We start from the raw sequence: 12,994 nt of genomic DNA, 5'->3' as shown, positions 1-12,994 counted from the left end.
TCTATCCGGATTTTCGGAATATGATCCAGTTCGAGCGGGCGCTGGCAGATGAAAAGCTGCCGGACGTAGCCAAGGTCTACGCCGGGTTCCAGCTCCTGTTCGAGAAGATCCCGCCGGATTTCGACGACGCTGTTCAAAAGCTGTTCTGGTTCTACTGCGGCGGGGCGGAAGAAACAGAAGCTGAAAAACGCAGGCGCGAGGCCACGGTGCATGCGCCTCGGGCCTATGATTTCGACAAGGATGCGGCGCTGATCTATTCGGCGTTCCGCACGACATACAACATCGACCTTGCCACGGTCGATTTTCTGCACTGGTGGGAGTTCCGCGCTCTGTTGTTTTCACTGCCGGACACAACGCCCATGGGCAGGATCATCTATTACCGCACGGTGGATATCTCAGAGATCAAGGACCGTGCAATGAAAAAAGCCGTGCAGAAGCAAAAAGACCACTGGAAACTCGCCCCCCTGATCGCAGCGAAAAAGCGCAGTCCCAGGGCGATGGAGCAGGATATGAAGGAACGGATGCGGCGGCGCTCTGAACAAATACACCGCGAAATGGAAGAGGCACGCAGGAAGGAAGTGAACTGACGGATGGCATATGACGGCACACTGGTTTTTGATACCGAACTGGACGCCAAAGGCTTCCAGACCGGGGCGAACAAAATCAACAACCTTGTATCCGGCCTGGGGATCTTCAAACTTCTGGAAAAAGGGTTCCAGATGGTCGCCAATTCGGTAGACAAGGCCATGGGCCGTATCGACACCATGGAGCAGTTCTCCCGCGTTATGACGACTATGACCGGCGACGTTTCCGCCACGAATGAGGCGCTGGCGGAGACCACGGAGATCGTGTCCGGCACGGCATACGGCCTCGACTATGCGGCGCGGGCTGTGCAGAATTTCACGTCGCGCGGTATGGAGATATCCAAATCGACCGAGACCGTGCGGGCCTGGGGCGACGCCGTGGCATTCTACGGCGACGGCTCCAACGCGGCCTTTGGCTCCGTAACGGAGGCGCTCAGTAAGATGCAGACGAAAGGCAACGTCACCATGGAGCACATGGAGATGCTGCTGAATGCCGGCATCCCGGCCATCGAAATGTATGCGGACGCCATCGGCGTCACCGCCTCGGACGTCACACAGATCATGAGCGACGGCGAGCTCTCGGCTATGGACTTCATCAACACGATGAACCTGGCTATGACCACCGGTACCTCCCGGTTTCCGTCCCTGTCCGGCGCGGCCAAAGAGGCCGGCGCAAGCTGGGGCGCTACGTTTGACAATATGGGCGCTGCTATTACGCGCGGCGTCCAGTCCATTATCCTGTCCATTGATGATACACAGGAGGCACTGAACAGGCCCACGATGCGCGACGCCATCAAAACCTTCGGCAGCCTGTTTGAAAAAGCTCTGAAGGCGGTGGCCGCGGTGCTTCCGCCGGTCATTGAGAATGTGGACATCCTTGCCATCTCCGTGGCCGGCCTCATGCTGGCCTATGGGACCAACAAAGTCATGCAGGCGTTTACCCGCCAGCAGGAGCTTGCTGCAGCTGCGGCGATCGCGGCGGATGCAGCAAACAAACTGCTCGTACCTACGCTGGACAAAAAGGCGCTGGCGGAAGCGCGGGCGGCTGCCATCGCGAAATTGGGCAAAACCGCCACTGAAGAACAGATCGTGGCGGAGATGGCCAGCACCGGCGTCATCACCGCGAAGACCTTTGCACTCGGCGGCATGTCCGCCGGGCTGTCCCTCTCCACAGTTGCGTCTACCCTGCTCACAGCCGCAACTACGGCGCTGAGCGTGGCCATCAAGGCGCTGCTGGGGCCCGTGGGGCTCGTGATCGCCGCCGCGGCCCTGCTCGTCACGGGCATCGCCGCCCTCATCAAATGGCTGACCAGGGACACCGAGGCGTTCAAACAGCAGTCGGAAGCTGTGGAGGAGCTGGCCAGCGCACAGGAAAACCTGCAGCAGTCCACCGATTCCAGCGCCAAAAGCCACCAGGACAATGTGAAGTCCCTCAAGGCTGAAGCGGATGCATCCAAAAAACTGGCTGCACAGATCACGGAGCTGTCGCGCAAAGAAAACAAATCCGCAGCCGACAAGGCCCTGCTGAAGTCCTATGTGGAGCAGCTCAATGCGGAATATGACGGGCTGAACCTTTCCTACAGTGAAGAGGGCGATTATCTCAACCTCAACACGGAACAGATGAACGAGTACATTGACGCCAAGATGGCGTTGGACGAAAGCAATGCACTCATTACCCGGCAAAATGAGCTGTACCAGGAAGAGGCTACCCTCAAACAGAATCTGCAGGAACTGGATGAAAAACAGGCGGAGTTGGATGCTCAGCTTGCGGATAAGGCGCTCAAGCAGAGCGAGTACAACGAACTCATGGAACAGCTTAATGCTACCCGTGAAGCATATATCCTTCAGGAAGAAGATATTGCGGCCCGCAAGTCCGAGGTGGAGGCACAGATCGCCCAGACCGATACGGCTGCTGCTCAGAGCATCATCGACAACGCCGAGGCCGTGGCTGCTGCCCAGGAGGAAGAGATGGAGCGGCGCTCCAACGCGCTCCAGTCCTACACAGATGCGGCTACCAATATGTTCGACCGTATCGAGACGAAGAGTAAGGTAAGCGTTTCCCAGATGATCGCTAACCTGCGGCACAATCAGGAAGCCTTGCAGCAATGGTCCGAAAATCTGGTCACGCTTGCGGAGCGCGGGCTTGACCAGGGCCTGCTCCAGCAGCTGCGCGATGCCGGTCCCGAATCCGCCGCTACCGTGGCGGAGCTGGTCAGGGCTTCCGATACGCAGCTCAGCGAGCTGAGCGAGGTTTTTGCCAATGGATCCGAGGCTGCCACAAAAGCCCTCATGACGGAGCTGGGGTTGCCGGAGGTCACGAACTCCGGCTCGGATATGGTGGACGACATCGCGGCGGGTGTGGAAAAGAACCCGGCGCTTGAGGATTCTACCCTGCAGCTCATCCGGGACGCCAGGACCGCGGCGGAAAACCAGGTCAAGGCGTCGAATTTTCCGTCCATTGGACAGCAGATGATCAACGGTATCATTTCCGGTATCAACGCCGGGACGTCCGGGCTTGTGAGCGCCATGGCTGACGCTGCGGCCGCTGCCTACAATGCCGCAAAACGGAAGCTGGATATCCGTTCTCCGTCCCATCTGTTTGAGAACATGATCGGCCTTATGACCATGAAAGGCTGGACGCAGGGCGTCAAAAAGGGCGAGGGCGGGCTCGTGGACCAGATGAAACATTCCGTCCAGTCTGCCATTGAGGCGGCCGGCGGTATCCTGTCGTTCAACGCAAAGGCGTCTCAGGCGGTGGCTATGCTCCGCCAGGGCGTCATGATGAACAACCTGCAGCTCGCCACAGCCGGCGCGGCAGCGTCCGGTATGTCCGTCACCAATGTCGGCGGCGCATCCAGCAGGACCTTTGTACAGAATATTTACAGCCATGACGCGCTCAGCCCGGCCGAGATGAGTACCGAGGCCATGGCGGCAATGGAAAGAGACGAATGGAGGCTGCCGTAAATGCTTACCTTTGAATATGTCACGGAAAACGGCGCCGTTTCCTTCAGTGAAGACAGCGACTTCTGGATCACAGACATCGACGGCCTTTCCTCCAATGAAATAACTATCTCAGAGACACAGGGTGTGAACCAGATCGGTTCTACCCGCTCCTCCCAGTCGGTACGGCCCAGAGACCTCACGGTCACGGGCGTATTGTTCGGGGACCTGAAAGAAAACAGGCGGGCGCTTCTGTCCTGCGTGAGCCCGATGGTCCCGGCGCGTTTTTTCATCCATGAGGACGGCGAGAGCTGGTATCTGGAAGGGACACCGAAGCGCACGCCTGTCATGGAGGAGACCGCTGAGATGCAACAGTTTCAGTTCATCCTGCACTGTCCCTATCCCTACTGGCGGACGGCGGATGATGCAAACACGCTTCTCGCCGGCATCAAGGCATTGTTCAAATTCCCGTTTTTCACCGGCGGGAAATGGTACATCTCGAAGTATGAGGCGAGCGCTTTCAAGCGCGTGCTCAACGATGGCGATGTCGCCATCGACCTCACGGTCGAACTGAAAGCCACGGCCCAGGTACAGGCCCCCGAGGTGCTGCTGGTGGAGACCGGCTCCGCGCTGCGCATCACAAAGACTCTGCAGGCTGGAGAAAGCTTTACCATTTCCACCGTTTACGGCAGCAAGCGCGTGATCTACCGCCATGCGGACGGCGTGGAGGAAAATGGGTTCCGGTACCTGTCGCCGGACAGCGATATGAATATGCAGCTGCAGCCCGGCGTCAACACCTTCCGCTACGATGCGGCGGACAATCGGGAAGGGCTGCGCGTCAGTGTTTTGGCGCCCAGGGGGGTGAGGGCCGGTGTATAGCCTGTATGTGTATGATGAAGACTTCCTGCGCCAGGGCGTAGTGGAGGATATCGACTCTCTGCAGTGGTTGTCCCTGTATGCCGGGGCGGGCGAAGTCAAGCTCGTGTGCGCGGCCACAGACAAGAATCTGGACCTGCTCCGGCGTGGACGCAGGCTCTGGTGCACAGACCAGCCCGAAAGCTCCGTGATCGCTCAGATCGAGATATCCGACACGGGTGAAAAAGCTACTATGACCGTGCGGGCGCCACTTTCCACAAACCGCTGGGCGAGACGTGTGGCCATGTGGACAACGCTTGTAAAGAACGTTGAAACGGCTATGTACAAGCTTGTAAACGACAACCGGCGCGGGCTGCCGGGCGCTTCGGCCGAACCGGTGGGGCTCACGCCCACCACCGACAGCCAGACGTCCTGGGGCAGCGTGCTGAAATCACTGGAGGAATTGGCCGCAGCCCATGGCCTGGGATTCCGCGAGACTTTTGACCCTGCTACCGGCGTGGAAACATTCAGCGTATACCAGGGCACAGACCGGAGCAGCGAGGGCTCCGACGCCTTTGTCGGGTATCTTGGCGACGACATCGGGAATCTCACGGACATCCGCATCGTGGATTCGGACGCCGACTGGAAGAACGTGGCGGTGGTCGGCGGGCAGGATCAAGGCGCGGACCGCAAGGTCGTGACCGTAGCCCTGGGCAGCTGGGCCGGCGATGACCGCCGGGAGTTATGGGTGGATGCAAAGGATATTTCCACCTCGTATCAGGTCGCCACGCCGACCGGAGAAGTGGATGAGGACGGAAATCCTGAATATTCGTACACCAAACACACCTACACAGACGCCGAGTACGAGGCGCTGCTCCGGGTGCGGGGCCTTGAAAAACTTGCTGAGAAGATAAAGAAGCTGGAGGTCACGGCAAACGCCGGGCAGGATCTCATGTATTACGGTGAGGACTACTTTCTCGGGGACGTCCTCCCGTTAAAACTCACCCGGTATGGTCTCCGGCTCGCGGCACGTCTGACCGGTGTGCGCACGATCTATGAGGCGTCGGGCCGCAGCGTTGTGTTGCAGCTCGGGGATATCTCTATTTTACAGGAGGTCTAACGATGTTACACTGCTTTCCCCTCGATAATACAGGATATGAGGCGGACGCACTGGGGGCGTGGTTTGCGACCCGCACACGCGGCGTGCTCTCCAGCGGCGACAACTTCGCCGTGACAGCTTCAGGGACCGGGATGTCTGTCACTTTGCAGCCCGGTTACAGCTGGCTTCTGCGCGATGCGCGTTGGGGAACCGCTGTATGGATGGAAGAACCGGAGACCTTTATACTGGACCCTGCAGACGGTACGCTGTCACGCATCGACGTCATTGCACTGCGTCTGGACAAGGACAACAACGCCCCGCAGACACTTCTGCGCAAGGGGGCGTTTTCCAATGCGCCCACATTCACCGCGCCCGTGCGGGACACGCATGCCGATGAGGTCTATGTGGCGTCCATCCTTGTGCAGCCGGGCGCAGTGAAGATATTGCAGTCCGATGTTACGGACTTGAGGCTCAATGAAACCTATTGCGGTATCATGCGCGACGGGATCACTGGTATCCCCACTGCGCAGCTGCAGGAGCAGGCGCAGCAGCTCATCGAGCAGCTGCGCACAGAGCTTCAGGGCGTCAAGGACCAGACAGGCCTTATGCTCAAAAGCGTCTATGACGCCGACAACAACGGCGAAGTAGATATGCACGGAGAAACATTTTAGCGAGGTGAGCCTATGCCGGTCCAGATATCTGTGAATGGGTACCGGGTCTCTCCGGCCCGCGTCACGCTCGGCACGGCTGGTAGCGTCACGGATGAAACGCTTGTGTTTTCGTTTTCCTCTGAATGGGATGGGCTGCAGAAACGTGTTACGTTCCGAGCCTGCGGGCATGAGAATGCCGTCCCGTTCTTCATTCCTGATGATGGTGTTCTTCCTGTTCCGCCCCAAGCCCTGGCCGAATCCGGGTATCACCCGGCAGTGATCGACGGCGTGGGGATAGACGGAACAGTCCTCTACACGGTAGAGATCGGGTTCGAGGTCCTGTACCATCCGGATGCGGGGACACAGCCGCCGCCCGGATATACCCCGGATGAATACCAGCAGTTTATACAGCTCGTTCAGAATGACCGTCTCCTGGCACAGGACGCAGCGCAGGATGCACGGGACGCTGCGAACACTTATCCTCACATCCAATCAGGCACCTGGTGGGTCTACGATCCGGATCTTGGCGAGTACGTGGATACCGGAGTGCCCTCTACAGGCACCGAACCGGTCCTCGAAGAGGCGACTAACGAAGATATTGACAACATTTTTAAGGATCTCGGGGTACAGAAAAGGAGATTTTGATTATGGCTACAAAATGGGTATCTCTTGATAAGCTGCGTTATGCGATCAGCAAAATACACACGCTGCTGCAAGGGAAAGTTGACAAAGTGGACGGCAAGGGCCTTTCCGCCAATGACCTGACTGCTGCGCTCAAGGACAACTACGATGCAGCGTACACACACAGTCAGGCGGCTCATGCACCGGCGGCTGCGGAGAAAAATATTATCGTCGGCGTTCAGGTCAATGGAGCGGACTTGACGCCATCCGCTGCACGCAAGGTGAATGTTTCCGTACCGACCGGAGCGCTGGCGGGCAAAAGCCAAGTTTCTGAGACGGATCTCGACGACGCACTGAAAGAAAAGGTCAATTCTGCCAGTGAGGGCAATCACAGCCACGGCAACAAGACAGTGCTGGACCAGATTGAGCAGGCCGACCTGGATAAGCTCGACGGGATCGCTGCGGGCGCGAACAAATATGTACATCCCACAAGCTCCGGCAGCAAGCACATTCCAACGGGCGGCGCGTCCGGACAGATCCTTCGTTGGTCTGCCGACGGCACGGCGGTATGGGGCGCGGATAACGACACTAAATACAGTCCGGTCACGCAGTCTGCCAACGGCCTCATGTCGGCAGTCGACAAAAAGAAGCTCGACGAATTCGGCGCAGCTTCCTCTTACGCACTCAAGAGCGATATTACGCAGATGTACCGTTACAAGGGTTCTGTCGCAGACGCTTCAAAGTTGCCTGCCTCCGGCCAGGTGGCGGGCGATGTCTATGACATCCAGGCTGCGTCCTCCTATGGCCCTACCGGCACGAACGTTGCGTGGAACGGCACAGCCTGGGATGCGCTCGGCGGTGCGTTCACGATTGAAGAATGCACCAATGCCGAGATTGACCAGATATTTACGGATCTTGCTGCCGGATGAGGTGACGCTATATGAAATGGGTATCACTGCAGCGGCTGACTTATGCTCTGCAGAAAATAGAGTCCCGCTACGCGCTGCGCTCCCATTCCCACACTGCTGCCACTACTGCCGCCGCCGGATTCATGTCAGCGGCGGACAAGGTGAAGCTCAACGGTGTTTCCACCGGGGCCAACAAGTACACGCATCCATCCTACACACAAAGGCCGTCCGGCCTGTACAAAGTCACGGTCGATACATATGGGCATGTGAGCGCGGCGTCAGCGGTTGTAAAGGCTGACGTCACAGCTCTCGGCATCCCTGGCACAAACACCACCTACGGCGTGGCTACGCAGTCCGCCAACGGCCTAATGTCGGCCGCTGACAAAATAAAATTAGATGGGATGCCGGTCTCCGGTGTCTATGGAGAGGAGTTTTGATTTATGGCCAAGTGGCCTTTTTTGCCCTGGAGGCAGTCCTCTGCTTCCAAATACCGGCCTGATACACTCAATTATGGATGCATCAGCACTTCAAAGTCCGGCGAGTTTTCTGTTGGTGACGCCAACAACAAGGCTGTGCCGGTCATGCCCGTCGGATGCGTGATCCCGTTCGCGGGCGCTGCCGCTCCTACTGGCTGGCTGCTCTGCCAGGGCCAGGCAGTCTCCCGCACTACCTATGCGCAGCTCTTTTCCGTCATCGGAACGACCTACGGCTCCGGCGATGGTTCCACCACTTTCAACCTCCCGGACATGCGCGGTAGAGTGGCGGTAGGTTCCGATGCTAATTCACTGGGCTCCCAAGTGGGTGCAGAAACGCGAAGTTTTACGTGGGATTATTTACCCAGTGAACCCGCACTGGCAACGTGGCAAACGAGCTTTAAGGCCGTGGTTGCCGACGCCGGAGCCGCGAATTTGTATGGAGTAAATAACAAATGGACTGGCGCTGACCTGCCCCTCTCCGTTGTTCAGCCGTCCCTACGTCTTAATCAAATAATTAAGATATAGCGACGGCTGAATCAGTAACATAGCCTGTCCTCCGCCTATATTCAATGAAAAATGGCCGACAGAACTAGTCCCGGCATCGCTCACCAGATCGCCACCGGCACGGTATTTCCCGCTGTTTGTGATTGCTGGTTTGAATACTCCGTTTACAGTCTGGATATTCGTACCAGCATTCGAACTGTGCATAACGATGCCCCCGCTTAGCACGGGCAATTCTGCATTCGTGAGAGCGTGAGTTTTTGCGCCTGCTTTCGCACCTAAATTAGCATCGGAAGCTGGTACCAGCTTCCGATGCTAATTGGGGGTGTGGCGGAATCCGCGGAGCGACGTCACATGCACAGCTTCCAACCGAGATGGCAAAGCACACTCATGGATACCTCAGCGCCAGCGGACAGCAAAGTCGTGTTCTGGTTTCTGATGGGGCGGCGAGCGATTCATTGGCAAGCGGAACGGGTTCCAAAATCAGTCTGGCCTGGGAGACAATGTCTTCCGGGGACAGCACTCCGTTCCCCATCATACAGCCTTCTCTATACCTTAATTATTTGATTAAGGCTTAAACTTGGCTGTCGATTTTCATGGGCTGCGCCCTCTCCGGAGTCGGCACTGTTATATGAACGATTTGTGTCAAATCGCCCATAGTCCGACCAAACATCCGGACCTCGATTGGAACCATCATGCTGCCCATAGTCCATAGGGAGCATGTGAGAATGGCGTCCATTTTGCGCTTCGGTCAAAGAGACACTTTTAGCACCTACTTTCTGCCCTAAATTAGCATCGGAAGCTGGTACCAGCTTCCGATGCTAATTCTCCAGGCGCTCAATGCGGTGAAACGGCCCACAAATTGGGAATATCCGAAATCCCTTCGCACTCGCATCCCTATTCCGCCTATCTATACAGCACGGGCGCAGAGAACGGGCGCATCAACAGTCAAGAGGGAGCGGGCGTAAAATGGGCTGATCCAACAAACACCCGGAATTCCGGCGGCGGTGATAATCACAACAACATGCAGCCGAGCTTATACCTTCACCACATAATTAAGATATAGGGACGGTTGCATAATACCGAGGTTCGTAAATGCATTTCCTGCATTGGAAGTTGTGGTTGCGATATTGTCTGCATCCGCCCAGCTTTGCCAGTGTCCGAATCCCCATCCGGAATCTATTTTTATCGGAGCAATAACTGTGTTCCCCGGAAGGTTATAATCCTGTATCGCAGCTCCTTTTGTTCCCACCTTCACGCCTGGAGAATTAGCATCGGAAGCAAAGACCCTTTAAAATAGTGTAAAAGCTATTTTGGAGGGCGATGCAATGAACAAGAAAAAACTGCAAACATACTACGGAACGGTTGCGTATAAGGCGGATAAAACACCCGTTAAAAGGGCATTTCATGGGCGTTCAAAGGCTGATGCAAAGGCGAAATATTTTGCATATATCGCTGAACATGGACAGGCTGAAAAATGTTCCGACCTTTACACGGTATCAGGCTGGGCCGCTCAGTGGCTGCTTCTGTACAAGCGGCCATATATCACAGATCCGGCATACAGCACCACATACGAGCTGCCCATCCGGCGGCATATCCTTCCGGCACTTGGAAACATGCTTCTGGTGGATGTGACGCCAGCGGACATCCTGCGGTTCTATCAGCAGGCATCCTCCCTCTCGCCCAGCATGTGCGGCAAGATCCGCATGTGTGTCAATGGAATTTTTCGCAGCGCATGCAGTAATGGACTGTGCACCAGCAACCCCGCTGATGGCTGCAAGCTGGAAAGCATGGCTCTGCCTCAGATCAAGGAGGTCTACAATGACAGACAAATCGAGATCGCCTCCCGCTGGTTTTTGAGCCGTATGCCGGAGGTTGTCCTGTTGCTTGAGACAGGGATGCGCCGCGGGGAGCTGGTTGGGCTGCGTCCCGAGGATATTGACCGCCGGCGCAGGCTTTATCGTGTGCAGCGCAGTATCGCATGGGTATCGGGCAAGCCAGTGGAACGGTCTCCCAAGTGTGGAAGCTATCGCGTCTGCCCCCTTTCTGACCGTGCTCTGCAGGCGATAGATGCCCTCCAGCGGCGCTACGCGGGAAAGTATCTAATTTCCGGTGATATCGCCCTAAGACCCGATACATGGAGCCGAAGGCTCAAGGCGGAAATGGCAAGACTTGCACAGGCGCACCCTGGCATGCCGGAGCTTACCGCGCATGAACTCCGGCACACTTACGGCACATACCTGCGCCGGCACGGCGCAGATATTTATTCAATTAGTAAAATTTTAGGTCATAAAGACATCTCCGTCACAGCTCGAATCTATGTCCATAATGAGATCGCAGAGCTGCGCAAAGCTGTACGGTGGTGTAACCGTCGTGAACCGATTCAGGAGGAATATATACCATGAGTTTGATCAGATTGGCAAACGGACACAAATATGAGATTGAGCAGCCCAACGAGGGCGAAGGCATGATGCGCAACCGCCGGCGCAATACGGTGCAGATCACATTCCGGGCGGGCGCAGAACAGTTTGACGCTATCCGGGCAGATATCATATCCGAAAACCTTGAATCTTTCCGCATCTATTATCCCGACAACGAAACCGCGAATGAACCGGATGAGCAGCTTGAAGGCGTCAGCAACAAGCTGTTTGAGGCCTTCTCGCTGGTGGGCGATTGGGAGGATAAAGAAATCGAGCTGCAGAAAGAAACCAGCAAGACCCCGGCTGTATACGGACGCCAGCTGTCCGTTACGCTCGGAGAACGACTGGCAAGCGATACATGACCGCAGCGCCCCGTTGGGGCGCTTTCTTATACTCTGAAGGAGGTGGCAGCATGGCGATTTTTAAGGGCCGCACGCGGGTGCGGTACGGGTACAGCCGATGGGGCTATACACGGAACAACGGCAAGGGCTGGCATGGCGGCAGCGACGAGGAAGGGCTGGACAGCGATACCATCCTGATGCCCGATTACAAGGGCAAAAGCATTTCCGGGAGGGTCATTACGGCCCGCAAAGTGGACAAGTCCACAGACAACAAAACATGGGAATGGGGCTGGTATGTGTGCGTGGAGCTGGACGCAGGCCAGACGCCGGACGCGGTGAACTACCTGTATTTCTGCCACAACGCGCGGAATCTGGTATCCGTGGGCCAGAGGGTGAAAAGCGGTGATGCGCTGGCAGTGATGGGCAACACGGGCAACGCGGCACTGGCAAGCCCGCCCTTTGCACACTGCCATTTTGAGGTGCGGGCCACGACCACCGGGGCGGGGCTTGACCCCACGGCATACACCGGGCACCCCAATGCTGTGGGCACATATGGTGCAGCAATCAACGGGACGGAGGATGACGACATGAAATTTTTGAAGGTACTTTCGGAAAAGTGCGAGGTATTCTCGGCTGCGGATGTAACCGCTGTCGATGTGGGATACAACGGTGGCCGCTTGAAAGTGGGCGAATATTACCCGGTGCAGGCTGAGGTGGGCAGCGACGGCACTTATACCTGGGTGCGCATCCAGGCTGGCACAGCAAAGCGTTATGCCGTGGTGCTCCCTGATCGCAGCGAAATCGTGAGCCTGTCCGCAGGGGATGCTATTACGGCATGTATGGCGCAGGCTGGTGATGGTGATACATCCGAACTGGAAGCGCAGGTTGCGCAGCTGACAAAAGAGCGTGACGCGGCCACACAGCGCGCGGATGTTTCGGACAAAAAACTGTCTGATATTAAGGCGTATGTTGCAGGCGTCTAGCATCGGCTGTGTTCTTTCATTTCTGTGTATATTTTTTCATTAAGGAGGACGTTTTTATGCAGGCTTTTCTTCTTATCCTGTCTCTTGCAATCATCGTCGAGGCTCTGGTCCAATACGCTAAGACCATCATTACGATGCTTGAGAACAAACAGTACAAAACCTTCGGAACGCAGTTGGCTGCTATCCTCATTGCAGTTTTTATCTGCTTCGCCGCTGGGGCTGATATCTTTGCCCTTATGGGTATTTCTTTCTCCGTTCACTGGCTGGGTACTCTGCTCACGGGGATCGTCATTTCCCGCGGTTCGAACTATGCAAGCGACCTCATCAAAAGGCTTCAAAACCCGGACATTGGGGAGATCGTTCTGGAGGATATCGTTGAAGCGGCAGATCCCGCAAACAAAGCTGCGGTACACATCAGCGGCGTGCCTCCGAATCCATGACAAAAGGGTGCAATGAAAGCGCTGCATGCTGCCTCATTCACACCCGTAAACAATCGTTTTTACACACTTTAAAAGGGCGTTTACATGGGCTTTTTAACCCGTTGTAAACGCCCTTTTCTTTTTGCCTTTTTGTTGCAATTTTGCAACATGCTTTTCTCATTCTTTCTGAAAACTTT

General features: G+C 56.3%; 14 protein-coding genes. 13 read left to right on the top strand and 1 reads right to left on the bottom strand.

The features are described from left to right. From AB5H98_RS10010 to AB5H98_RS09970, 9 genes are all read left to right on the top strand, one after another. A partial coding sequence (locus AB5H98_RS10010; RefSeq protein ID WP_367925761.1) for a Gp15 family bacteriophage protein occupies positions 1 to 587 on the top strand: 587 nt, incomplete at its 5' end. A 3-nt stretch (positions 588 to 590) separates the two neighbouring features. Continuing rightward, complete coding sequence (locus tag AB5H98_RS10005; protein WP_317328178.1) at positions 591 to 3,548, top strand: tape measure protein; 2,958 nt, start codon at positions 591 to 593, stop codon at positions 3,546 to 3,548. Continuing rightward, complete coding sequence (locus tag AB5H98_RS10000; RefSeq protein WP_317328179.1) at positions 3,549 to 4,403, top strand: phage tail domain-containing protein; 855 nt, start codon at positions 3,549 to 3,551, stop codon at positions 4,401 to 4,403. Then, positions 4,396 to 5,499: a siphovirus ReqiPepy6 Gp37-like family protein gene (locus AB5H98_RS09995; protein WP_317328180.1), complete on the top strand. Its 1,104-nt coding sequence runs from the start codon at positions 4,396 to 4,398 to the stop codon at positions 5,497 to 5,499. Before AB5H98_RS10000 ends, AB5H98_RS09995 begins: the two co-directional genes overlap by 8 nt. 2 nt (positions 5,500 to 5,501) lie before the next feature. After that, positions 5,502 to 6,149 carry a hypothetical protein gene (locus AB5H98_RS09990; RefSeq protein WP_317328181.1) on the top strand — a complete coding sequence of 216 codons (648 nt, stop codon included), beginning with the start codon at positions 5,502 to 5,504 and terminating at the stop codon, positions 6,147 to 6,149. Positions 6,150 to 6,179: 30 nt separating this feature from the next. Next, positions 6,180 to 6,773, top strand: a complete 594-nt coding sequence (locus AB5H98_RS09985) for a hypothetical protein (protein WP_367925760.1) — start codon at positions 6,180 to 6,182, stop codon at positions 6,771 to 6,773. A 2-nt stretch (positions 6,774 to 6,775) separates the two neighbouring features. Continuing rightward, positions 6,776 to 7,678, top strand: coding sequence for a hypothetical protein (locus AB5H98_RS09980; protein WP_367925759.1), 903 nt, complete (start codon positions 6,776 to 6,778; stop codon positions 7,676 to 7,678). A gap of 11 nt (positions 7,679 to 7,689) precedes the next feature. Continuing rightward, positions 7,690 to 8,094: a hypothetical protein gene (locus tag AB5H98_RS09975; RefSeq protein ID WP_317328184.1), complete on the top strand. Its 405-nt coding sequence runs from the start codon at positions 7,690 to 7,692 to the stop codon at positions 8,092 to 8,094. Positions 8,095 to 8,097: 3 nt separating this feature from the next. Beyond that, the gene (locus tag AB5H98_RS09970) at positions 8,098 to 8,658 is read left to right on the top strand and encodes a phage tail protein (protein WP_367925758.1); all 561 of its coding nucleotides are present in this window, start codon (positions 8,098 to 8,100) and stop codon (positions 8,656 to 8,658) included. A gap of 550 nt (positions 8,659 to 9,208) precedes the next feature. Here the strand turns inward: AB5H98_RS09970 and AB5H98_RS09965 are convergent. Further along, a complete protein-coding gene (locus tag AB5H98_RS09965; protein WP_367925757.1) occupies positions 9,209 to 9,373 on the bottom strand; it encodes a hypothetical protein in 165 nt (54 codons plus the stop codon). A gap of 589 nt (positions 9,374 to 9,962) precedes the next feature. Here AB5H98_RS09965 and AB5H98_RS09960 point away from each other — a divergent pair. The 4 genes from AB5H98_RS09960 to AB5H98_RS09945 are packed head-to-tail and all read left to right on the top strand — an operon-like array spanning position 9,963 to position 12,818. Continuing rightward, positions 9,963 to 11,039 (top strand): site-specific integrase, encoded by a 1,077-nt coding sequence (locus AB5H98_RS09960; protein WP_317328879.1) that lies wholly within the window; start codon positions 9,963 to 9,965, stop codon positions 11,037 to 11,039. Next, the gene (locus AB5H98_RS09955; protein WP_205487673.1) at positions 11,036 to 11,416 is read left to right on the top strand and encodes a hypothetical protein; all 381 of its coding nucleotides are present in this window, start codon (positions 11,036 to 11,038) and stop codon (positions 11,414 to 11,416) included. Before AB5H98_RS09960 ends, AB5H98_RS09955 begins: the two co-directional genes overlap by 4 nt. 50 nt (positions 11,417 to 11,466) lie before the next feature. Continuing rightward, on the top strand, positions 11,467 to 12,378 hold the full coding sequence (locus tag AB5H98_RS09950) for a M23 family metallopeptidase (RefSeq protein WP_205487674.1): 912 nt from the start codon (positions 11,467 to 11,469) through the stop codon (positions 12,376 to 12,378). Between the two features lie 56 nt (positions 12,379 to 12,434). Continuing rightward, on the top strand, positions 12,435 to 12,818 hold the full coding sequence (locus AB5H98_RS09945) for a hypothetical protein (protein ID WP_205486464.1): 384 nt from the start codon (positions 12,435 to 12,437) through the stop codon (positions 12,816 to 12,818). The last annotated feature ends 176 nt before the right edge of the window (positions 12,819 to 12,994 follow it).

The sequence above is a fragment of the uncultured Ruthenibacterium sp. genome, from assembly GCF_963558415.1.
Lineage (GTDB): Bacteria > Bacillota > Clostridia > Oscillospirales > Ruminococcaceae > Ruthenibacterium.
The sequence above is the reverse complement of the archived record's forward strand: the minus strand, read 5'-3'. Positions and strand labels throughout refer to the sequence as shown.